This is a genomic window from Pseudoalteromonas sp. BSi20495 (assembly GCF_000241185.1).
Lineage (GTDB): Bacteria > Pseudomonadota > Gammaproteobacteria > Enterobacterales > Alteromonadaceae > Pseudoalteromonas > Pseudoalteromonas fuliginea.
This window is the reverse complement of record NZ_BADY01000179.1, coordinates 1-20,767: the sequence shown is the minus strand read 5'-3', so window position 1 is coordinate 20,767 and position 20,767 is coordinate 1. Positions and strand designations below refer to the sequence as shown.

The window sequence follows — 20,767 nt, the reverse complement described above, 5'->3', positions numbered from 1 at the left end:
GTGTACTAAATTTAGGTATTACTGAGTTGCAAGTTCAAAGTAACTATTATCGTCGAGCGTTTTGCTTATCATCATAGCGCCCTCAAGCAAGCTCACTGTTTGAATAGCCGCTTTAGTAGGGTTGAGTTCACCATTAGCTAAGTGCGCAGCGCTAAGCCATGTTAGGTTTTGATTAAAAAAGCGTTTTACTTCAAGGCGTACTTTATCTGGAAGGCTATCGCTTTCGGCTCCTAGCAACCCGCATAAACACATTTTTTTATCGGTTACTAATGCACTTCTAAAAAGCTGTATGTACACATCAATAGGATTTTTACCGCTTGCTTTAAGCTCGCTTGGCTCGCCTAACGCAGCTAAAAAAGAATCAGTATATTGATGAGCAAGCTCTGCACCTAAATCGGCCTTAGTTGGAAAGTGATAGTGCACACTGGCGCTTTTAATGCCGACTTCGCAGGCTAGCTCTCTAAAACTAAAATTACTGTACCCGCCAAGGCGCACCTTGTTTTCAGCTGCTTTTAATAAAGCTTCTTTTTTACTCATTTTTAATATTTCCTATCCGTAGCAATACCAATTTTATTAAAACATGATCATTCTATCGCATTAAATAACTTACTAACTGCGTTAAAAATTATTCATTTAGAACAACTGCATGCCATAATTTTCGTCTTTTTCATTGCGCTATATTCTTAGCGCAATAATAGAACGCTTATTTAATGCAATTGGTACAGTAAAATTATCGACCAGTAGGTAGTTATTTACAAGTGTTTTTACTTTTAAGCAACCCCCAAATTTTATTATGAATTAAGTTAAATCCCATAAATCAGAAAAATTTAAACGTTGACTTAAATTTAGTTTAATATTATAAATTACCTATCGGTAGGTAGGTAGCGCCGTTAATTCACTTCTAAACAATAAAGGTAGAGATTGCTATGAAAATTTATGATGTAGAAAACTTTCCAAATCCACTTCGTGTTCGTATCGCTTTAGCTGAAAAAAATGCCACTTCAAATGTTGAGTTTGTAGCTGTTGATTTATTAAATGGTGAACACAGAACAAAAGCCTTTTTAGCTAAAAACCCATTAGCAGGTGTACCCGTATTAGAGCTAGATGACGGCACGTTTATATCAGAAAGTACCGCTATTACTGAGTATATTGATACCGCATTTGAAGGCCCATCTTTAATGGGTGAAACCGCAAAAGAGCGTGCTGTAATTAACATGATGCAAAAGCGTGCAGAATCTATGGTGCTTGACGCTGTGGCAACTTACTTTCATCATGCAACTGATGGCTTAGGTCCTGAGCTTGAAACATATCAAAATGTGGCTTGGGGTGAAAAACAAGGCGAAAAAGCGCGCCAAGGGTTTAGCTATTTTAATGATGTACTAGCGCAATCGGCGTTTGTTGCTGGTGAACAATTTAGTATTGCTGATATTACTTTGTATGCTGGGCTGGTATTTGCTGGATTTGCACAAATAGCAATCCCGAATGAGTTAACCCATTTAGTTGCATGGCAAGAAAAAGTAGCAAAACGCCCAAGTGTTGCAGCTTAATTAGGTTATTAGTTTAAAATTTAAGTGAAGTTACGCTTAGGAGCCAAATATGAAAATAGCTGCCGATTTTAGTAAACGAGTTGTGGTACATAGCGAATCGCTCCCGTGGGTTGCATCGCCAATGGCGGGCGTTGATAGGCGAGTGCTCGATAGAGTGGGCGACGAAGTTGCTCGCGCAACGACTATTGTTCGTTATGCACCTGGCAGTGAGTTTTCGCCGCATGTACATACAGGCGGTGAAGAGTTTGTTGTGCTTGAAGGGGTATTTCAAGATGAGCATGGTGACTTTGCGGCAGGTTCTTATATCCGTAATCCACCGCAATCAAAGCACAAACCGGGGTCTGAAAATGGCTGCGTTATATTTGTAAAGTTATGGCAGTTTCAGCCAGATGACCGAACGCACGTGCGTTTGCAAACAAACTTGATGCAAAGTACGGTGCATCCTAGTTTTAAAAATATTGCCGTAACCCCTTTATATAAAGACGACTTTGAAGAGGTAAGCTTGCTGCACTTTAAGCCCAACGCCTGCATGGTTATAAACGCAAAAGGCGGAGCTGAGCTGCTAGTACTTGAAGGCTCATTTGATGAGCAAGCCGATACTTTTGTAAAAAACAGTTGGTTAAGAGTGCCTATCAATAGCTCCGTTAACGTTAAAGCGGGAAGTAATGGTGCAAAAGTATGGCTTAAAACGGGTCATTTAACTGATGTAGAAAACCAGATATCTCGCGTACAAAATGCGTAATTGAGTCGTTTATTTGAGACTATTTATTGATCTAGTTCAGGACTAATTAATTTTAGAAGGTGTACTTTTACCACTCAGCCTATTTAAGGAGAGCAGTAATGGTACACACAACACATGGTTTATCTATTGGTCTTGAACGTGCAGGAAGAGAGTTTTTTTTAAAACTCAAAGCCGTTGGTACGCTTACTCACGACGATTACAAGATAATTACCCCAATGATAAACTCAGCTCTTGGCGAAGTTAAGCACCCAGTCGTGAACGCCTTAATAGATGGTAGCGAACTTGAAGGTTGGGAATTACGCGCAGCGTGGGATGACTTAAAATTAGGTGTTAAGCACTCTAAAGAATTTAAAAAAGTAGCTATTTACGGTAATAAAGAGTGGCAAGCTCGAATGGCAAAAATAGGTAACTGGTTTATATCGGGTGAGGTTCAATACTTTGAAAATGCTACCGCAGCAATAGATTGGTTAGACGAATAATAAATCCCTTCTCCAAAAAATAGCGCTTACAAAGCGCTATTTCAACTCTTAAATAAAGAACTTATAGCGAACGTTTAATAGTTTTCGCTTATTGTTAAGTATCAATTTTATCAAAATACGTTACTAAGCTATCAATAAATGAACGAAGTGCAAGTGACTGATGTTTCCTGGAGCGGTAAATACCGTATATGCTCAAAGTTTGTGGTTTAAGGTGTGGTAGTAAATGTATTAACTTTCCATTATTTATATATTTCTGCGCAGCAAACTTAGGTTGTAGAGTTATTCCTTGATTATTAAGAGCAGCTTTTAACAGTAAGCTCGAATCATTAGCACTGAAGTTACCAGCAATCGCTACAGATACGGGTTTTTCAGGGTGTGAAAAATGCCACATACTTTTTTCAAACCGTGAATAGTTTAAACAGTTATGGCGACTCAAATCATCCGTAGTTATAGGCTTAGAGTTTTTTTCTAAATATTCTGGGCTTGCACATAATACTGAATGGCATTTTCCAAGTGGGCGAGCAATTATATTAGGATCTAAGTCATTGGTAATTCTAATTGCTAAATCTATTCGCTCTTCTACCAAATTTGTAACGTGATTACTAATTTGTACATCAATACTGACTTCGGGATGAGCGTGTAAGAATTGTTGCAACATATCTGGTAGTACATCATGTGCTAAAAAAGGCGAGCACGACAACCTAATTTGCCCGTTTAATTTGTTATTACTTTCTATCGGCGCACTAATATTTTGGGCGATGGCAATGAGCTCTCGGCTATGATTAAGTACTTTTTCACCCTCTGCCGTGAGTGTTATTTTTCTTGTTGACCTATGGAGTAGTTGGGTATTTGCCCACTTTTCCATTTGATTCAAATACCGTGTAACCATAGATCTAGACATATCTAAAGCACGGGCAGCACCGGCTAGACTTTTCTGCTCTACAATTTTTATAAATACATCAGCTGCAATAATTCTATCCATTCACTTTGCCTATATGTTCGATTTATGCAACAGATAGTTGCATTCTGCCTAGTTTTTAATTCTTAAATTGCAACATACAATAGCCTCATCTTAACGAAATAACAAACAGGCTACTGAGAATGAAAAAAGTTAAACACGTATTAGCAGCAACAGCTTTATTAGCAAGCACATTAATGCAACCGGTATTAGCGCAAAGTGAATTAGTTGTGGATGTATATAACCCACAAGACAAAAGTATTTTTGCTGTCTCATCAAGCATTATAAGTGGTAATAACGAAGTGTTATTAGTGGATGCCCAATTTCAGCGTAATGATGCACAAGCATTGGTTGAAAAAATAAAAGCGAGCGGTAAAACATTAACAGCTGTTTATATTAGTCACAGCGACCCTGATTTTTACTTTGGTTTAGATGTAATTAAAGCTGCTTTTCCAAAAGCAAAGTTATTAGCGACTAAATCAACAGTAGAGAATATTAAACGCTCAATGCAAGGAAAGTTAAATTATTGGGGGCCTATTTTAAAGAGCAACGCACCTAAAGAACTTATTTTGCCAGAAGTAATACTATCAAATACCCTAACTATAGATGGGAAAGAAATTATTATTAAAAATTTACAGCATGATCCAAAGCATACTTACCTTTGGATCCCTTCTATAAAAACAGTGCTGGGTGGGGTTGTAGTATTTGATCAAATGCATGTGTGGTTGGCTGATTCGAGCACTGCCGCAGAGCGTCAAACTTGGCAGTCAACATTAGATAACATTGAGAATTTAAAACCACAGACTGTTATTCCAGGTCACTTTTTACAGGGCAGTAAACAAGACCTTTCTGGTGTGTCATTCATGAAAGGGTACTTAAATAAAGCGGATAGCGCTGCAAAAAATGCAAAAAACTCAACTGAATTTGTAGAGATCATGACTCAAGCTTACCCTGATTTAGGTGCAAGAAGCATTTTAGAGTTGGGCTCAAAAGTGGTTATGGGTGAGATGCAATGGCACTAAGTGCCCTTGCGTTAAGCGATTTTTAGATAGGAAATATTTAATGAAAAACGCAACGTTACATATAATTGTTGACCCTTTATGTGGTTGGACTTACGGCAGCGTGCCCTTGATCACCGCTGCTGAAAATATTGATGGTTTAATTGTAAAAGTACACAGTGGAGGCATGCTAACAGGTGATAATGTCAAACCTGTGACTCCTGCATGGCGTGAATTTGCACTTAAAAACGACAGTGTCATAGCGAAGAAAACCGGTCAGGTATTTGGTAGTAACTATACTGATGGGCTTTTAAAAACCAACGATATTATACTCAACTCGGCTCCGGCTATTACCGCTATATTGGCAGCGCAAGAGCTTGGTATATCAGGTGGGAAAATGCTTAATAGTATTCAACATGCTTATTATGCTCAGGGTAAAAACATTATGCAGCTGCATGTACTGACTGATATTGCATTGGAGCTGGGTTTAAACAAGGCCTTATTTGAAACCCACTTTAATGCGCTAGAAGGCGATGCAACAGATCAACATATAGCACAAAGCCGCGGCTTATTACACGATATTCATGGACAAGGTTTTCCTAGTACAGCATTTGAATTTGACACAGGTAAGTGGCAAAAAGCTGATATAGCCCATTATTATGGAAAAACTGAGCAGTGGGTTACCTACTTACAGCAATCAGTTGCGCTAGTATAGTGTGATGAAACTTCTAAATAATAAAGCTGTTTATATTACAGCTTTATTGAGCTTCCTTTTTATAGTGCAAGGGTGTGTGAAAATGAGCAACATAGACATAATTAAAAGTACGTATGAAGGCACAACATCACAAGAGAATGGGCAAAATTTAGTTGCTCATGCAAGTGATACTATTACTTGGAAAGAGGCTGATGGTTTTGCCTATGCTGGTACTTACCATGGTATGAATGATATTACTGAACATGTTTTTCAAAAGCTTGCAAGCGAGTGGTATAACTATACGTTTACGCCACAAAACTACTTATCCCAAGATGATACTGTTGTAGTGTATGGCACGTATTCTGGTACTTATATTAAAACGGGTAAAAAAATGCAAGCTAGGGTCGCGCATATTTGGCAGCTTAAAAATCAAAAAATAACGCACTTTGAACAAATAGTGGATAGTAAAATGGTGTTTGATGCTATGCAGTAACTACGCGTTACTGCATATTTGAACTTAAAAAACATTAGGTCTATTAAATTACATCAGCCAACACCGGTAATGCCGGAAATGCCCCTTTAGCTAAACACGCTTTAGAGCCACATTTTAGGCCAAAGTTGAGTGCGCGTTTTACTATTTTCTCATCATTTATTTTAGCAGTAAGTAATACATCTTCATTGTTATGGTTTAGATAATATAAAACACCAGCAATAAAAGCATCGCCTGCGCTTGTTGTATCAACAGCTGTAATAATTGGTGCCGATTCACTTAGCGTGAACTCATTATGATAAACTGTCGCAGGCTCAGGACCATCTGTTAAAAATACTACGCTAACACCAACATCTAAAAGTGATTGTAAATAATCCTCGGGTAGCTGCTTTGTTTGTTCTGCTAAAAAGTTTAGCTCATCACGAGAGAGTTTAACTATGTCGCAATACTCATAGCAAGCACGTACATTTGCTTCAATATCATCTATGCTTTGCCATAAGCTGTAGCGTAAATTTACATCAAAGCTTACTAATTTATTGTTACTTTTAGCAAGCTGCAAAGCGCTAAATGTAGTTTGCGCAATTGCGTTATTGGTAAGCGTGTTTGAACAAAAGTGTAGGGTACTTAGTTTTTCCCATTGAATTTGCGCCAAGTGATCACTCGTTAAAAGCAAATCGGCCGTATTTTGGCGATAAAAATTAAAACTGCGCTCGCCTGTATCATCAAGGCTAACTATTACCATTGCAGTTTGCGAGCCCATAACTGTAAATAAGTAGTCAGTGCTTACATTGTATTGTGTAAGTGCTTTAGCAAGTTGCTTGGCAAAGTAGTCATCGCCCATACCACCACAAAAAGCAGCTTTACCACCTAACTTTGCATAGCCTACGGCTACATTAGCAGGTGCGCCGCCTGCAATAGGTAAATAAGCACTGTTTTGAGAGTCTTGCGGCAGCATATCAATAAGTAGTTCGCCGAGGCTAAGTAGTTGGGTCATATTGTAAATCCTAAAAAACCTAGCAAGGCTAGGTTAAAGTCAGTGGGAGAATTACTAAATAACCTGAACTCTGGATAATAAATCTATCTCGAGCAGCTATTTTCAGCGCTAACTGCGTTGAATTTATTTGTAATAGGCTAGCTATTGACGCGTAAATTCGCCTTGTTTTCACAGAAAATATCTGGCTAGAGAAAATAAATTTAAATATCACCATGATTCAATACGTTAGTAAATATCTTAACCAGAGTTCAGGTTTAATAAGTTTAGTTAGTTATAAAGCGCTGAAACAAAAAATCGTTTCAGCGCTTACACACTAGAACTCTATTAGTTAAACGCGTATTTAAGCGTTAAAGATGTTGTACGGCCATTAATAGCACGAGCACGGATAATATTGTTTTCAGGTACTGAACCTTCCTCTGCTTCTGTAATACCTACTGTATCGAAGAGGTTATTTACATTAAGGGCAATGTTAAGGTTTTCAGATAAGTCATAACTTACAAAGCCATTTACTTGTGTGTAACCGTCAAGTTTAAGGTCGTTATTATCTTGTGCATATGCATCGGTAGTACCAATAAAGCTAAGGCCAGCAGAGCCTTGCTCATAGTTATAACGTGCCATTAATGAATAAATTAAATCAGCTTGACGACGCGGTGTATTACCTACTACCTCAGGAGCAAGTGCGTCTTTGGCTATTTCTGCGTCGGTCCAGGTTAAATTACCACGGAAATCCCATGCATCAATAAAGTAAGTAGATTCTATTTCGATCCCTTTTGCTTCGTATTCACGGTCAAAAAATGTTTGTGATGTTGCTTCAAAGTTTTGCTCTTCAGTTTCGGCAAAAAACGCAGTAGCAAACACTGATAATGAATCAAAGCGCTTTTTAACACCAAACTCAAATTGGTTCACTTCATCAACTGCGTCTTCTTTTGCAACAGAGCCGTCAGCGCGTACTTTACCAAATAAAAGTCGGTCGGCGTTTGCTCGCCCGCCCTTACTTATACGTGCAAACGTGGCAAGGCTTGGGTCAATTTGGTAATTAGCACCAATTGAATAAGACGAATAGTTCCAGTCATAGTTTACTGGACTTGCGTTTGCAGTATCAATTCCAGCAACATTTTGTTCCGGCACAGAGATCACACCGTCGCGGTTCATATCTACTGTTGAAGTCACTGCACCTGCGTATGTTCCGCGAGCTTCACCGCTATCGTAGCGAGCACTTGCATCAATACTGACATCACCTAGCTTAGTCGAAAATGCTACGTAAGGGGCGCGAGTATCGTATTCTGTATCGTAATCACGTTGACAACAGTTACCAAATGCACTGTAAGCGTATAAACCGTTTTCAGATAACTCAGTGCCATCGGCACCTGTTACATTTAATAATGCAGCATTGTCACCCTTGAGCTCCATTACGTAAGAGTTCCATAACCACGACATAGCAATGTTTTGCGTAGATGCATAGTAACCAAATGTAAGGCTGGTATCATCGTCGAACGATTTAGTTAATTTAAAGTCATTAACTATAGAGCCGAAGTCATTCATTGTGACATCAAATGTCACCATCTTCATTGCTAAACCATCGTTAAACGCTTCACCGGTGTTTGCGTTACTCAAGGTTGCACCTGCGCCACCAATGCTTTCAGCTATTGATGTTGCACTACCGACTTGTTCTGTGAAAGGTGAATTAAAGTTACCGCTAATTGATGACTTACGGAAACGGTTTTCAATACGCCAATCGTTATCTAGATCAAATACAGCTTCAAAACCAACAGAGTCAACCTTTGGATTCATACCATCGCGGATATCGCCGCTGCTAATTTGGTTTTCACCATTTAAGCGTACTGTTTTAGTAAATAACGCTGAGTGAGGGGTGTCTGACTGCGCATCAAAGCCAGCAATAGAGTCACCATTTGAGTACATTGGCATAGGAAGGTAGCCAACACTCTTATCGTCTAAGTGTTTGTAATAAAGGCGAACGTAGCCATTTTCAAAATCTTTTGTAAGGTTAGCTTTAATTTGGCCACCTTTATTAGACGTGTAACCTGTTTCGCGCGGGCCTTCGCCTTGTCGAACAAAACCACCAACATGAAAACGCACGCTATCGGTTAAGTAAGTGCCGTATTCAAAGTCTGTACGAACGCTGTCGTAATCTAAGCCTAGTGTTGTAGACACACTGCCAGATTCGTTTTCGCCATTTTTAGAGATAAAGTTAATAATGCCACCAGGTGCATTACTTGCTGCAGTAGATGCTGAGCCACCACGAATCGATTCAATTGTTTGCACCGTATTATCTAATCGCATAAAAATATCAGAATTACCAAAAGCGATGTCACCGTATTGCATTACAGGTAACCCATCTTCTTGTAATTGTAGAAATTTAGCACCGCCTGATGCTACAGGTAAACCACGAACAGCAATATTTGCATTACCTTCACCACCGGTAGATTCTGCACGAATACCCGGAATAATTCTAAACGCTTCTGCTGTTGAGCGAGGGGTAGACACTTGAACTTGTTCAAGTGATACGCTACTAACTGATACACTAGAAGCCATGATTGTTGTTCGACGTGGTACGCCGGTTACAACAATTGTTTCAAGACCTTTGTTTTGTGACGCTTCTGGTTTTGCTTGATCTGTTTCTTGTGCGTGAACGCCTTGGCTTACGGCAAGTGCTAAAGCACTGATTAAATATAAAGGTGTATTGTGTGTTGTCATGTGAACGCCTCGTTGTGTTGAGCCCGATGGGTTTGTTATTTTTACTTAATCGATTAAGTAAAAATAACAAATATTTTACAATAAGCAAATTATTTTATTATTAATTTGTTATTTATTTACCCATCTGTTGTTTTTTATAGTGTTTTTTATTGTATTAAAATACAAATTTACTCTGTAATTGGGTTACTTTCTGTTAAAGCACTTGCTGATGGGTCACGGCTATAATTAAATAACATAGCTAAAAACAGAATAACTGCAAAGCCTGTTGCTAAGTAAAATCCATAGCGTACATGGCCAAAGTAGTCGCTGATCATACCCATAAACAATGGGGCTAAGGCAGCTGATAAAGCAGTAAAAAAGAGTATAACGCCTGCTACAGCACCGTGTTGCTGCACTGCAAAACACGATATACCTTTGGAATTTAAAGTTGGGTAAACCATTGACATAAATAAACCCGAAAGCGGTAATAACACGACAGCCCAATCAACGCCTCCAAATAACGTACCTACATAGCACAATGCAATGCCAAAGCTTAAATAAGCCATAACACCTTGCCAGCTATAACGGTTTAATAACCATACCGCGATAAAGCGACCTGCTGCACGTAGTACAAAAAATATGGTTAGTGCATAGGTTGCAAGGAGTGGCCAAGAACCAGTGTAGTCTTTTAAAAGCGTAGGCATCCATACGTATATAGCAACTTCAGTAGCTACATAAAGTGCGATAGCTAGCGAAAAACCAAGGGCATACGGGTTTTTAATCATTTTCATGGTGGTTGCCAAAGAGGCTGGCTTTTCAGTTGTTTTAACAACGCTAGGGTAGTCGGCACGCCAAGCTAAAAAAGCAAGGACTAAACACATAACTCCTGCAATAATATACAGGTATGTCCAACTTACGTTTTGCACGAGTAATATTCCAACCAGCGCAGGTCCTACAATGGCACCAATGCCAAAGAAACCCTCAACCTTATTCATTGTTTTAGTGTGGTCCTCGTTACTATGTGAAATATCACCAAGTAAGGCAAGTGCACCAGTTTTAAATAAACCAATCGCTAAGCCTATACAGCAAAGGAGCACTAAAAAGAATGCAAAGCTGGTGCTAAAGGCGAATAAAAAACAACTCGCTGAAAATATTAATAAACCTAGCATAATAGTTTTTTTACGCCCAAGGCTATCGGCTAAAAAGCCTAAAAACAATCCACTAAAGGCAATGAGTGCCATAGGCGCGTAATGAAATGCACTGGCTTGGGTCATACTCAGCCCAAACTCAGTAATGAGTTCAGGGATGATCATACCTACTGCGTCAGAGGTCATGGCAAACATAAAAAACATCATGTATGTAAGCCAACGTATTTGTTGCAACGGATCGTTGCTTACGTGTGTGTGTGATTTTGTCATGTATTTTTCCTCGTTAAATGCTCTGTTAACACCCAGTAAGTCAATCAGTTACTTATTGTAGTATCATGTGAGCCACGATTTTTGTATGTAAAATTTTTAAAAATTACTTGTAAATTCTTACTCGCTAGTTAAAGATATATCTTAATCGATTAAGTTTCAACATGGTATTCACACAATGATGAAGAATAAAGTTCAATTGATCACATACGCTGATCGAATTACTGGCCAAAATATAGGCGCGCTAACCACACTTTTAAACGGCCCTTTAAAAGGCGTATTTGGTGGTGTGCACTTATTGCCATTTTACAACCCTATTGATGGCAGCGATGCTGGCTTTGACCCTATTGATCATAGTGAAGTTGATTCTAGAATAGGTACTTGGGAAGACATACAAGTATTAGGCAAAGATCTCGACTTAATGGCAGACCTAATTGTTAACCATGTATCGGCGCAGTCTTTTCAGTTTCAAGATGTATTAGCGAAAGGTAAGCAGTCAGAATTTTGGGATTTGTTTTTAACCAAAGAAGATGTTTTTCCCGATGGTATGAGCGAAGCTGAGCAAAAAGCAATTTACCGCCCGCGTCCAGGTAGTTGCTTTACCCCAATGAAGTGTGGCGATGGTAAAACGTATGATTTTTGGACCACATTTACCGACAATCAAATCGATATAAATGTAAAAGTAGAAGCGGGTGTTGCGTATTTAAATAACGTACTTACTAAATTTTCGGCTAACAATGTAAATATTATTCGTTTAGATGCGGCGGGTTACGCGATTAAGCAAGCTGGCACTAACTGCTTTATGCTTGATGAAACGTTTGGCTACCTAGATAACTTATCTAAGCAGGCAAACGATTTAGGCATGGAAACCATTGCAGAAATACATAGCCATTATCAAACTCAGGTAGAAGTGGCAAAACGCGTCAATATGGTTTACGACTTTGCGTTACCACCGCTTATTTTACACAGCTTATTTAACAACGATGTAGATGCACTGCTCAAATGGTTACAAATTTCGCCACGTAACTGCTTAACTGTACTTGATACACACGACGGTATTGGCATTATTGACGCAGGTCCAATGGGCGACAAACCAGGGCTATTAAATGCACAGCAGATTGATAACCTAGTCGAAACAATGCACGCCAACAGCAACAATCAAAGCCGCCAAGCTACGGGCGCTGCGGCGAGTAATGTCGACTTATATCAAGTTAACTGTACGTACTACAACGCATTAGGCGCTAAAGACTTTGATTACTTATTGTCGCGTGCAATTCAATTTTTTGCTCCAGGTGTACCACAAGTGTATTACGGCGGCTTATTTGCCTGTGAAAACGACATGGAATTACTGACAAATACAAATGTTGGCCGTGATATTAACCGCCCATATTTAGATGCAAATATAATCGACAAAGCCTTAAATAAGCCTGTAGTAAAAGGTTTAATTGAATTAATTAAAATTCGCAATACACACCCCGCATTTGCAGGTGAGTTTAGTGCGCAAGGTGAAGGCAGTATGTGTTGTTTATCGTGGCAACTAGATGAGCAAACTATTTCACTCACTGTTGATTTTAAATTACGCCATGCACTTATTACACAAGTAAATGGTGATGAAGAAACAACGATTAACTTAAATTCATTTTTAGCTTAATATTATAAAAGTAATTTACAAACGTCATGTAAAGCAAAAGCCAAGCTTAAGTAGCTTGGCTTTTTAACACATAAAACTATTACAAGGTTTGTAAGCTAACTACTCGCACCAATCTCTAATTCGTAACTGACTTCCTTAGTTTTTTCTTCTTTAGAAATAAATAATTCAGCGGCTATAACGCCTTTTTCTTGGCTGTTTTGATGAATGGTGGTTAGGCGAGGTACAAACCGGGCTGCTTCATCAATACCATCAAAGCCAACAATACGCAGTTCTTCACCTATTTTTATGCCTTGTTTTATTGCTTCTCGCATTGTGGCAAGGGCAATTAAATCACTCATACAAATAATAACGTTAGGGCGAGGGGAGGCACTTAAAACCTCTTTAGCCGCAATATTGGCAAAACGCTCGCTACTTTCAGGAATGTTCCAAATACGATCGTCAGCTACCGTAATATTTGCCTCGCTTAAAGCGCGTTGATACCCGCGTAAACGTTGATGCGAAATAGATTGTCCGGTTTCAAATTCGTGATGTTCATACACGCGACATAATACGTTTTCATCAAGTAGCCTAAGCCCTAATATAGCCACTTTATCGTTTTGATTATGTAGTACGTGTTTAGCAATTTCGTAACTTGCTTGCTCGTTATTAATATTTACAGAGGCATTGCGAGCAATATCAAAATCAATAGTCACTACATGTTTAGACACTGTTTTTAACTGCTCAACTAACGCGTTATTACGAGGGCGGCCATAACAAATAAAGCCATCTACAAAGTCGACCACGTTGTTAAGGTTATCGCTATTACCTGAAAACAATAAAACATTAATGCCGTTTTTTTCAAGCACCGAGGTAACACCGCGCATAAAGCTGCTCGCAACGGGGTCAGATACCATGTATTCCACACTATCGGGTAGCACTAAAGCAACAATATTAAATGTGCCATTACGCAACGATTGCGCGGCCTTATTAGGGCCATAATAACCAAGCTCTTTACATGCATTAAGTATGGCTTCACGGCGTTTGGCAGAGAGTTGATCTGGGCGATTAAACGCGTTAGAAACCGTCGCATTAGACACGCCTAATTCTTTGGCGATACTTTTTAGGGTCCAGCGGATTGGTTTGCTCATTAATTACTCTTAGCCATTAAACAGGGTATTAATAAATTAACATATTCAGCGAGTTAGCAAAGTAAAAAATGAGATTTTAGGGCTAATGTCGGCACTCTTTAGGGGCAATGCCAAAGGTTTGTTTAAATAAACGGCTAAAATGACTCGCACTATTAAATCCAACATCAAAACAAACTTTACTAATTGCATGACCTTGTAGCAATTGAGTGCGCGCTTTTTTTAGTCTTAGCTGTTGTTGCCAAAGGGCTGGGCTAGTACCAAATGTGAGTTTAAATTGCTGATAAAACTTACTGCGGCTCATGCAGGCTATTTTGCATAAGGTATTTATGTCGAGCGTTTCATTTAAATGTTCTTCAATATAAAGCAGAGCATCACTAACGTTTGTTTTAAGGTGTGGTTTATCGCAGTTAGCCAGTAATAACTCACGGCTTTGTTGTTGTAATAAACGGGTGATCAATTCATTTAACGACAAGTCAATCAAGTAATGGCGTTGGGCACCTTGTTCGCTAAATAAATGCACCATACGCTCTAATAATTGCTGCGTTTGAATATTGTGTTGGGTGTGCACTAACTGCGGTACATATTCAAACAAGCTATCGTGTGCAAAGTTTTGCTGCATGTTTAGTGCATTAGCCACGCTCGTTATTTTGTCGGTGCTAATTTCAATGGCTAAACAGGTAGTTGGAGTGCTCATTGATGCTTGTGGAAAATCAATTAATACGCCTTGCTCTGGCGCTAATACAAACGACTCGTGTGGTAAAAATGCTTTATGGTATTTGCTGCTTTCTACGTGCATTACCTTTTTGCCGCTAAGCATTGCACAAAACAGTAACTCGTTTGAGTGCAGTGCCACCTTTTGCGCACTTTGATACGTGTCGTAAATACTCAGCTCACTGTTATCGGCCGCAAACGTGACTTTATTTTCAATTAATACATCAAGCTGTTGGCGTTTTTTGTTTAACTGAGATGTGTGCATATCAATCCTTTAGGTTTTTATTAATGTGGACTCACAGACAATTTTTGTGGACAGCTAATCAAGTTTTTAGGCGCTTGTTAGTTTAATGTCGATTAAATATAAAGCATTTTGATTTATATAAATGTTCGACCTTTAGCTAACAACAATAAAGAGAGCACACACATGATATATGCAAATCCAGGCAGCGACGGCGCACTTTTAAACTTTAAACAACAATACGGTAATTACATTGGCGGAGAGTGGGTAAAGCCAGTGAATGGCCAATACTTTGATAATATAAGCCCAGTAAACGGTAAAGTGTTTTGCCAAATACCGCGCTCAGATAAAGACGACATAGAGCTGGCACTCGACAAAGCACATGCAGTGCGAGCGCAGTGGGGCACAACGTCGGTGACCGACCGAAGTAACATACTGCTAAAAATAGCCGATCGAATTGAGCAAAACCTAGAGTTACTTGCCGTAGCCGAAACATGGGATAACGGTAAAGCAATTCGTGAAACACTCGCTGCTGACATTCCGCTAGCGGCTGATCACTTTCGCTACTTTGCAGGGTGCCTGCGATCGCAAGACGGCACAATAGGCGAAATAGACGAAACCACCGTTGCATATCATTTTCACGAACCACTCGGTGTTGTGGGACAAATTATTCCGTGGAACTTCCCTATTTTAATGGCTGCCTGGAAACTCGCGCCAGCACTTGCTGCAGGTAACTGCGTAATTTTAAAACCGGCTGAGCAAACCCCAGCTTCTATTTTAGTATTAATGGAAATTATTGGCGATTTACTCCCTGCAGGCGTATTAAATATAGTAAACGGCTTTGGTAAAGAAGCAGGCGAAGCACTGGCCACAAGCAAGCGTATCGCTAAAATTGCATTTACAGGTTCAACGCCTGTGGGCTCACATATTTTGAAATGCGCTGCTGAAAATATTATTCCCTCTACGGTCGAGCTTGGTGGTAAATCACCTAATATATTTTTTAATGATGTAATGGAAAAAGACGACGCGTTTTTATCCAAAGCAATAGAAGGCGCCGTACTTGCTTACTTTAACCAAGGCGAGGTGTGTACGTGCCCATCAAGGCTTTTTATTCAAGAAGATATTTACGAGCAGTTTATTGAACGAATACTCGAACGTACCTTAAAAATTAAACGCGGAAACCCACTTGATAGCGAAACCATGGTTGGCGCACAAGCTTCAAAAGCGCAATTTGATAAAATACTGAGCTACATTGAAATAGGTAAAAAAGAAGGCGCTGAAGTACTCACTGGTGGTAATGTAGAGCAGCTAAGTGATGACTTAAACGGTGGTTACTACATACAACCTACGCTACTTAAAGGCACAAATGACATGCGTGTGTTCCAAGAAGAAATTTTTGGCCCTGTTATTTCTATGTCGACCTTTAAAGATGAAGCCGAAGCACTCGAGCTTGCCAACAGCTCTGAGTTTGGTTTAGGCGCCGGTGTATGGAGCAGAAACATGAACCGTGCTTATCGTATGGGTCGTAAAATAGAAGCAGGGCGAGTGTGGACCAACTGCTATCACATGTACCCAGCACATGCTGCATTCGGTGGTTATAAAAAATCAGGAATAGGGCGCGAAACACACAAACTGGCACTTGATCACTACCAGCAAACTAAAAATTTATTAGTGAGCTACAGCGAAGATCCGCTTGGCTTCTTTTAAAAAATTTTAATACAACAATCACTCAGTAATGAGCGCTGCATATTTGCGGCGCTTTTTCATTTTAAGGGGTCCATTGCACCACTTACTGCTTGTTGTAATACATAAATAGGATACTAATTGAATTAAAATGTTGAAACTTCAGGGCTTTAAATAATTCATTAACTGCGTTAAAAAAGTGATTTAATAATATGAGTTTTATAAAAAGCTGATTCATAGTTAGCTAGTTGTTTACATAAGATTATTTGATGGCTAAGATAAATACATCGTAATTTATGAAACTTTACGGTCTATAAAACGATAAAGGCCTCAGAGAGAGTAACTAACTTTTTGTCAACGATATGGAGATCATTATGTACCCAAAAGAATTTTACATCCTACCCGAAGAGCTTTTCCGCCTCGGAAATGCTTCAAGTCCTCGTCTATCGAATGTTCGAGCTCGTGATGTTGATGTTACAACCGTAAATGGAATTAAGGTTATTATCGCAAACGGAAAAGGGATCAGCGTTTTCGATATAGAAGGTATCAACAATGCACCAATGACTGGTTGGGTTTGGAGGTTTCCACCGAATACCCAGCCGCCTCATGGATTGAAGATGGTTCAGGATAAGCCACACCATTACTGTATTTCGCCCACTCGGAATATGCCGGTTGACAAGTTCAAGGGACTTCTTGAGGAAATAGCCCTAAAAGCATCTCGAGTATTTAAGAAAGAAGGAAAGATTGTATGAGTCAGTTCAAGCTTGAACTTGCAGGATCAGAGCTAAAATACGTGCTAGAGGGTCTCATAGCACTTGAACAAGAAATGGCAAAAATATGTGAAACGTCAGATGACTCAGATGAGATTGCTGATGTAGGCAATGATTTGATTGAGCTGCGCTTGTTACTAAATCCTTTGAAGGAGAGAGCCATCAGTCAGTTCGGAGATAGTATAACTGATTTTTCGCGGGATGAGTTATAAGTTAAAAAGTAAGTTTGGTGTCAATACCTAATTTTAAACCAATTTAGGGTTCCAGATGACACCATCTCCCACCATTAAATTCATGATCGCTACCAGCTTTCGTATGAACGCAATGATAAATAAATCACAAAGCACAATAAGCAACACACCCACCCTACGCAAAAAGCTGAGCAATGTAGACAAAATGAAAGTAAAAATAGACTGCCCAATAGGGCGACGACAGCTGTTTATTAAAGAATGGCAAGCGATTTTGCTGTATTGAACCGGCTTTTCTTTAGGTTAAAAGTGCAATATTACCGTCAACAAAGGCATGACACAGCCAAGCGAAAGTGAACGCCCAATGGCAACTGTATTGCCTTGTTCATAATATAGAAAAACTGCAAAATACGATGCATTAAGAAGGGAAAGCCCTTTTACTCTAAATAAAAGCCACTCAAACACCCGTAAATCCTTCCAAAACGCCAGTTAAAACAATACCAAACCAGCTTTTATATTCTATGAAAAATACAGTAATCAATTGAATCAAAATAGGAACTCAGCTATGGTTGATTCATCAATAAAAATAAATAAAAAACGAGTTAATCTACAGGCTCGTTATGTGCCAAGGAGTATCATGCTCAAATATTTAATCCTTTCACTGTTATTTATCAGTCAAATGGTTTTTGCTTGTAAGTGCCATCCTCCTTCCGCTGAAATGGTCATGGATGAAGCCGAAGAAATATTTATTGGAAAATTGCTTAAAACAAAAAGTTTTACAGAAACGATTTTTGAAGAACCAGAAGATTTTGTAAAATATACTTTTGAAGTAGAGAAATCTTGGAAATCTAGTCGAGGAAAAGAAATAGAAGTAACTTCATTATCACACTGTTCCAGACTTATTGGTGAAGCAGGTACTCGTTATTTAATCTTTGCGTATAAATATAAAGATACTCTTCAGTTGGCTTGTAGTTCAAAAAATCTAGATAGAAAACCTTTTAGAAAACTAAAAAGAGTCAGTGATAAATATGATGTTAATTTTCAAAAAGAGTTAGATCACATTAGCTCATTGTCTACTCTTCAGTTTAATAAAATTATGTCTGGCGGTATTTCTATTGAAGTTCTAGGTATTGACCAAGAAGAAACAGAAAATACTTCCGTTTACCCAACGACATTTACGTCTGTTTATATCAATCTAGGCTCTAATAATGGATTATATAACGGTATGGATTTCTGTCATGAAAAAGAATTCGAAAATAGTGGGAAATCTTTAACTGTATATAAAGTCCATGAAACATACTCTTTAGCTGTTTTTTCTAAAATCAGATCCGAGCATACTGTTGAAGTAGGCGAAAAGTATAAAAGCTGCGCCTTGATGTATTAGGCACATAACAACACGCCCGGAGGTGGACAGCAAGCACTAAAACTCACTTTCCACCGCAAATTTTAATAGTGGTGAACCCTTGCTTTTCAATACAGTTAAGTAAGTTGATTTATCGTAGGGCGTATGTGTTTTCCAGCACCTAAATAGGATTCGTATCCACTTAAATGCTAATGTTCTGATGATGCTATTATGAGGTTTTCCTTTACTTCTTGCTGCCAACTATAGTGGCCAAGTAACGATGCTTTAGCCCAAAATGAATAGCGCACAGATAATCCTGCCCATTCCACAAACGTTTGTCTTAAAATTTAGAGTTAAGCCCTTTTATCCTAAATAAAAGCCACTCAAACACCGTAATCCCTTCCAAAAAACTAATTAAAACAACACCAAACTCCCACTCTATATTCTGCATAAAATACAGTAATAGATTGAACCAAAATAGGAACTCAGTTATGGTTTGTTCATCAATAAAAACAAATAAAAAACGAGTTAATCTACAGGCTCGTTATATGCCTATAGAGGTTCTTCAAAATCATATGGAAATTCGCAATATTTCCTGGGAGCAAACAATCCCGCTTCGACAAAGTATTCTTTGGCCAAACAAGCCTCCTGAATATTGCCATGTAGATGGTGATCCTGATGCAATTCATTTTGGTACATTTATCAATGACGAACTTGTTTGTGTTGCTTCCGTATACATAAAATCACATAAAGCTCGCCTACGTAAGTTTGCTACTAAAACTGATTATCAAGGGCAAGGCATTGGCTCTCAAATGCTAAAGTTTATTCTTCAATCCCTTAATAATACGGTTGTAAATTTTTTTTGGTGTGATGCTAGGGAATCAGCTTTAAGTTTCTATCAGCGTTTCGGTATGCAGCCATACGGAGAGCGTTTTTATAAAGCTGATGTTTCTTACTTTAAAATGGAAGTTGCTTTATAGTAAGTTTAAAGCGGCATATAACAAACTGTTTAAGGGTGATTCGCAGCAATTACAGCGACACCCATCCTAAATTTCCCTATTTAAATTAAGATGGGTGTCAAGTTTACTCTCAGGCTTTTGCTCCTTCGTCGCTAATTTTGGCCAACAATTTTTTGCCTCTTAACGAGGCGTTTATGTATTTATCGAAAATCTCAAAATCAGGTGAAAAATGAACTTAGTTGAGTCTACTGCTGAAGTAATCGAAAATGCTCGAGAATTTAGTTACATAGTTAAAGGGAATAGCATTGCTTATGACCGTTTTTCCCAGTTCTTCCATTGGTATTATTTCCCAGAGCTCAGCTTATTTGCTCCAAGTAAATTCATCGGGTACAGAAATACAACAGTTTCAAACTACGTTGGTAAAGGAAATGGCGGAGAGACTCAAGCTGTCTTAAATAAGTGGTTTTCCAAGCTAGAGGAGACATCAGAAGAGTACAAATTAGCTTCTGATGAACTACAAAAATTTGCCACTAAAATTGGCAAAAAGTTATCAGCAAAAGTGTTTAATGGAACTGGTGGTATTTATTTACTTTCCAGCCACGTTAATATTTCTTTATATCCAGATGAGACTAACGAACCTGAATACAAAGAGGGTAAGGTAAAGCAAGTTACTGTAAATGCAATCGAACGTAATCCTGAAGCTCGACGAAAGTGCATTGAATATTATGGTGCCGTGTGTAACTCATGTGATTTTGACTTTTCTGAAAAGTACGGAGCTGAGCTAGGTTCAGGATTTATCCATGTTCATCACGTATTGGATATAGCTCTTGTTGGGAAAGAGTACAAAGTTGACCCTATAAATGATCTTCGTCCACTTTGCCCAAATTGCCATGCTATGGTTCATAGAACAAAGCCAGCAATGCACCCAGATCAGTTAAGAGAAATCATCAAAAAAAATACATAACAAAGCATTTAAGAGTGATTCCCAATGCTTGGCATTTTTCATTCCATCGTTGGGTTTTGTGTTTACGGTGGTAAGGTTAGGTTTTGTGCTAGCGTTGCTCACACCTTAATAATGACAAAA

General features: G+C 38.7%; 21 protein-coding genes. 14 read left to right on the top strand and 7 right to left on the bottom strand.

Features of this window, described 5'->3' with window-relative positions; translation table 11 throughout:
* Nucleotides 1-18: 18 nt before the first annotated feature.
* Entirely contained in the window at nucleotides 19-537 is a 519-nt protein-coding gene (locus P20495_RS00880; protein ID WP_008139285.1) for a TetR/AcrR family transcriptional regulator, read from the bottom strand.
* A gap of 389 nt (nucleotides 538-926) precedes the next feature.
* Here P20495_RS00880 and P20495_RS00885 point away from each other — a divergent pair, with 389 nt between their 5' ends.
* The 3 genes from P20495_RS00885 to P20495_RS00895 all read left to right on the top strand — a co-directional run bounded on the left by P20495_RS00885 (nucleotide 927) and on the right by P20495_RS00895 (nucleotide 2,768).
* Complete coding sequence (locus P20495_RS00885; RefSeq protein ID WP_007378854.1) at nucleotides 927-1,547, top strand: glutathione S-transferase family protein; 621 nt, start codon at nucleotides 927-929, stop codon at nucleotides 1,545-1,547.
* A 49-nt stretch (nucleotides 1,548-1,596) separates the two neighbouring features.
* Nucleotides 1,597-2,289, top strand: a complete 693-nt coding sequence (locus P20495_RS00890; RefSeq protein WP_008139283.1) for a cupin domain-containing protein — start codon at nucleotides 1,597-1,599, stop codon at nucleotides 2,287-2,289.
* A gap of 98 nt (nucleotides 2,290-2,387) precedes the next feature.
* Nucleotides 2,388-2,768 (top strand): STAS/SEC14 domain-containing protein, encoded by a 381-nt coding sequence (locus tag P20495_RS00895; RefSeq protein ID WP_002960091.1) that lies wholly within the window; start codon nucleotides 2,388-2,390, stop codon nucleotides 2,766-2,768.
* Between the two features lie 94 nt (nucleotides 2,769-2,862).
* On the opposite strand, the gene P20495_RS00900 is transcribed toward P20495_RS00895, so the two are convergent.
* Nucleotides 2,863-3,750, bottom strand: a complete 888-nt coding sequence (locus tag P20495_RS00900) for a LysR family transcriptional regulator (protein WP_008139280.1) — start codon at nucleotides 3,748-3,750, stop codon at nucleotides 2,863-2,865.
* 119 nt (nucleotides 3,751-3,869) lie between these two features.
* Here P20495_RS00900 and P20495_RS00905 point away from each other — a divergent pair, with 119 nt between their 5' ends.
* The 3 genes from P20495_RS00905 (at nucleotide 3,870) to P20495_RS00915 (ending at nucleotide 5,911) form a co-directional block, all read left to right on the top strand.
* Nucleotides 3,870-4,748, top strand: a complete 879-nt coding sequence (locus tag P20495_RS00905) for an MBL fold metallo-hydrolase (RefSeq protein ID WP_007378857.1) — start codon at nucleotides 3,870-3,872, stop codon at nucleotides 4,746-4,748.
* Nucleotides 4,749-4,788: 40 nt separating this feature from the next.
* Nucleotides 4,789-5,439, top strand: coding sequence for a DsbA family protein (locus tag P20495_RS00910; protein WP_007378858.1), 651 nt, complete (start codon nucleotides 4,789-4,791; stop codon nucleotides 5,437-5,439).
* Between the two features lie 82 nt (nucleotides 5,440-5,521).
* Complete coding sequence (locus tag P20495_RS00915; protein WP_007378859.1) at nucleotides 5,522-5,911, top strand: nuclear transport factor 2 family protein; 390 nt, start codon at nucleotides 5,522-5,524, stop codon at nucleotides 5,909-5,911.
* 43 nt (nucleotides 5,912-5,954) lie between these two features.
* Here P20495_RS00915 and P20495_RS00920 read toward each other — a convergent pair whose 3' ends face one another.
* The 3 genes from P20495_RS00920 to P20495_RS00930 all read right to left on the bottom strand — a co-directional run bounded on the left by P20495_RS00920 (nucleotide 5,955) and on the right by P20495_RS00930 (nucleotide 11,014).
* Nucleotides 5,955-6,902: a carbohydrate kinase gene (locus P20495_RS00920; protein ID WP_007378860.1), complete on the bottom strand. Its 948-nt coding sequence runs from the start codon at nucleotides 6,900-6,902 to the stop codon at nucleotides 5,955-5,957.
* A gap of 324 nt (nucleotides 6,903-7,226) precedes the next feature.
* Nucleotides 7,227-9,617 (bottom strand): TonB-dependent siderophore receptor, encoded by a 2,391-nt coding sequence (locus P20495_RS00925; protein WP_008139277.1) that lies wholly within the window; start codon nucleotides 9,615-9,617, stop codon nucleotides 7,227-7,229.
* Between the two features lie 167 nt (nucleotides 9,618-9,784).
* Complete coding sequence (locus P20495_RS00930; RefSeq protein WP_007378862.1) at nucleotides 9,785-11,014, bottom strand: sugar MFS transporter; 1,230 nt, start codon at nucleotides 11,012-11,014, stop codon at nucleotides 9,785-9,787.
* Nucleotides 11,015-11,189: 175 nt separating this feature from the next.
* On the opposite strand from P20495_RS00930, the gene gtfA reads away from it, so the two are divergent.
* Nucleotides 11,190-12,662 carry a sucrose phosphorylase gene (gene gtfA, locus P20495_RS00935; RefSeq protein WP_008139273.1) on the top strand — a complete coding sequence of 491 codons (1,473 nt, stop codon included), beginning with the start codon at nucleotides 11,190-11,192 and terminating at the stop codon, nucleotides 12,660-12,662.
* Nucleotides 12,663-12,757: 95 nt separating this feature from the next.
* Here the strand turns inward: gtfA and P20495_RS00940 are convergent, their stop codons facing one another.
* Together P20495_RS00940 and P20495_RS00945 are read right to left on the bottom strand one after the other, a co-directional pair.
* The gene (locus P20495_RS00940; RefSeq protein ID WP_008139272.1) at nucleotides 12,758-13,789 is read right to left on the bottom strand and encodes a LacI family DNA-binding transcriptional regulator; all 1,032 of its coding nucleotides are present in this window, start codon (nucleotides 13,787-13,789) and stop codon (nucleotides 12,758-12,760) included.
* 82 nt (nucleotides 13,790-13,871) lie between these two features.
* Nucleotides 13,872-14,765 (bottom strand): AraC family transcriptional regulator, encoded by an 894-nt coding sequence (locus P20495_RS00945; RefSeq protein ID WP_008139270.1) that lies wholly within the window; start codon nucleotides 14,763-14,765, stop codon nucleotides 13,872-13,874.
* A 162-nt stretch (nucleotides 14,766-14,927) separates the two neighbouring features.
* Between P20495_RS00945 and P20495_RS00950 the strand changes: the two genes are divergently transcribed.
* The 7 genes from P20495_RS00950 (at nucleotide 14,928) to P20495_RS00970 (ending at nucleotide 20,647) form a co-directional block, all read left to right on the top strand.
* Nucleotides 14,928-16,448, top strand: a complete 1,521-nt coding sequence (locus P20495_RS00950) for an aldehyde dehydrogenase family protein (protein WP_008139269.1) — start codon at nucleotides 14,928-14,930, stop codon at nucleotides 16,446-16,448.
* Nucleotides 16,449-16,798: 350 nt separating this feature from the next.
* Nucleotides 16,799-17,176: a hypothetical protein gene (locus tag P20495_RS21095; protein WP_033016451.1), complete on the top strand. Its 378-nt coding sequence runs from the start codon at nucleotides 16,799-16,801 to the stop codon at nucleotides 17,174-17,176.
* Nucleotides 17,173-17,406: a hypothetical protein gene (locus tag P20495_RS00955; RefSeq protein ID WP_007379016.1), complete on the top strand. Its 234-nt coding sequence runs from the start codon at nucleotides 17,173-17,175 to the stop codon at nucleotides 17,404-17,406. Before P20495_RS21095 ends, P20495_RS00955 begins: the two co-directional genes overlap by 4 nt.
* 55 nt (nucleotides 17,407-17,461) lie before the next feature.
* The gene (locus P20495_RS21090; protein ID WP_033016449.1) at nucleotides 17,462-17,668 is read left to right on the top strand and encodes a hypothetical protein; all 207 of its coding nucleotides are present in this window, start codon (nucleotides 17,462-17,464) and stop codon (nucleotides 17,666-17,668) included.
* A 279-nt stretch (nucleotides 17,669-17,947) separates the two neighbouring features.
* Nucleotides 17,948-18,766, top strand: a complete 819-nt coding sequence (locus tag P20495_RS00960; protein ID WP_007379014.1) for a hypothetical protein — start codon at nucleotides 17,948-17,950, stop codon at nucleotides 18,764-18,766.
* A 449-nt stretch (nucleotides 18,767-19,215) separates the two neighbouring features.
* Nucleotides 19,216-19,704, top strand: a complete 489-nt coding sequence (locus P20495_RS00965; protein ID WP_007379012.1) for a GNAT family N-acetyltransferase — start codon at nucleotides 19,216-19,218, stop codon at nucleotides 19,702-19,704.
* A gap of 208 nt (nucleotides 19,705-19,912) precedes the next feature.
* Complete coding sequence (locus tag P20495_RS00970; RefSeq protein ID WP_007379011.1) at nucleotides 19,913-20,647, top strand: HNH endonuclease; 735 nt, start codon at nucleotides 19,913-19,915, stop codon at nucleotides 20,645-20,647.
* Nucleotides 20,648-20,767: the final 120 nt, after the last annotated feature.

Excerpts from the sequence above, each read along its gene's own strand:
- P20495_RS00970 (WP_007379011.1), top strand. The coding sequence starts at position 19,913 with ATGAACTTAGTTGAGTCTACTGCTGAAGTAATCGAAAATGCTCGAGAA.
- P20495_RS21090 (WP_033016449.1), top strand. The coding sequence starts at position 17,462 with ATGACACCATCTCCCACCATTAAATTCATGATCGCTACCAGCTTTCGT.
- gtfA (WP_008139273.1), top strand. The coding sequence starts at position 11,190 with ATGATGAAGAATAAAGTTCAATTGATCACATACGCTGATCGAATTACT.
- P20495_RS00965 (WP_007379012.1), top strand. The coding sequence starts at position 19,216 with ATGGTTTGTTCATCAATAAAAACAAATAAAAAACGAGTTAATCTACAG.
- P20495_RS00905 (WP_007378857.1), top strand. The coding sequence starts at position 3,870 with ATGAAAAAAGTTAAACACGTATTAGCAGCAACAGCTTTATTAGCAAGC.
- P20495_RS00925 (WP_008139277.1), bottom strand. The coding sequence starts at position 9,617 with ATGACAACACACAATACACCTTTATATTTAATCAGTGCTTTAGCACTT.
- P20495_RS00885 (WP_007378854.1), top strand. The coding sequence starts at position 927 with ATGAAAATTTATGATGTAGAAAACTTTCCAAATCCACTTCGTGTTCGT.
- P20495_RS00945 (WP_008139270.1), bottom strand. The coding sequence starts at position 14,765 with ATGCACACATCTCAGTTAAACAAAAAACGCCAACAGCTTGATGTATTA.
- P20495_RS00910 (WP_007378858.1), top strand. The coding sequence starts at position 4,789 with ATGAAAAACGCAACGTTACATATAATTGTTGACCCTTTATGTGGTTGG.
- P20495_RS00880 (WP_008139285.1), bottom strand. The coding sequence starts at position 537 with ATGAGTAAAAAAGAAGCTTTATTAAAAGCAGCTGAAAACAAGGTGCGC.
- P20495_RS00960 (WP_007379014.1), top strand. The coding sequence starts at position 17,948 with ATGGTTGATTCATCAATAAAAATAAATAAAAAACGAGTTAATCTACAG.
- P20495_RS00890 (WP_008139283.1), top strand. The coding sequence starts at position 1,597 with ATGAAAATAGCTGCCGATTTTAGTAAACGAGTTGTGGTACATAGCGAA.
- P20495_RS00940 (WP_008139272.1), bottom strand. The coding sequence starts at position 13,789 with ATGAGCAAACCAATCCGCTGGACCCTAAAAAGTATCGCCAAAGAATTA.
- P20495_RS00900 (WP_008139280.1), bottom strand. The coding sequence starts at position 3,750 with ATGGATAGAATTATTGCAGCTGATGTATTTATAAAAATTGTAGAGCAG.
- P20495_RS00915 (WP_007378859.1), top strand. The coding sequence starts at position 5,522 with ATGAGCAACATAGACATAATTAAAAGTACGTATGAAGGCACAACATCA.
- P20495_RS00920 (WP_007378860.1), bottom strand. The coding sequence starts at position 6,902 with ATGACCCAACTACTTAGCCTCGGCGAACTACTTATTGATATGCTGCCG.
- P20495_RS00950 (WP_008139269.1), top strand. The coding sequence starts at position 14,928 with ATGATATATGCAAATCCAGGCAGCGACGGCGCACTTTTAAACTTTAAA.
- P20495_RS00930 (WP_007378862.1), bottom strand. The coding sequence starts at position 11,014 with ATGACAAAATCACACACACACGTAAGCAACGATCCGTTGCAACAAATA.
- P20495_RS00895 (WP_002960091.1), top strand. The coding sequence starts at position 2,388 with ATGGTACACACAACACATGGTTTATCTATTGGTCTTGAACGTGCAGGA.
- P20495_RS21095 (WP_033016451.1), top strand. The coding sequence starts at position 16,799 with ATGTACCCAAAAGAATTTTACATCCTACCCGAAGAGCTTTTCCGCCTC.
- P20495_RS00955 (WP_007379016.1), top strand. The coding sequence starts at position 17,173 with ATGAGTCAGTTCAAGCTTGAACTTGCAGGATCAGAGCTAAAATACGTG.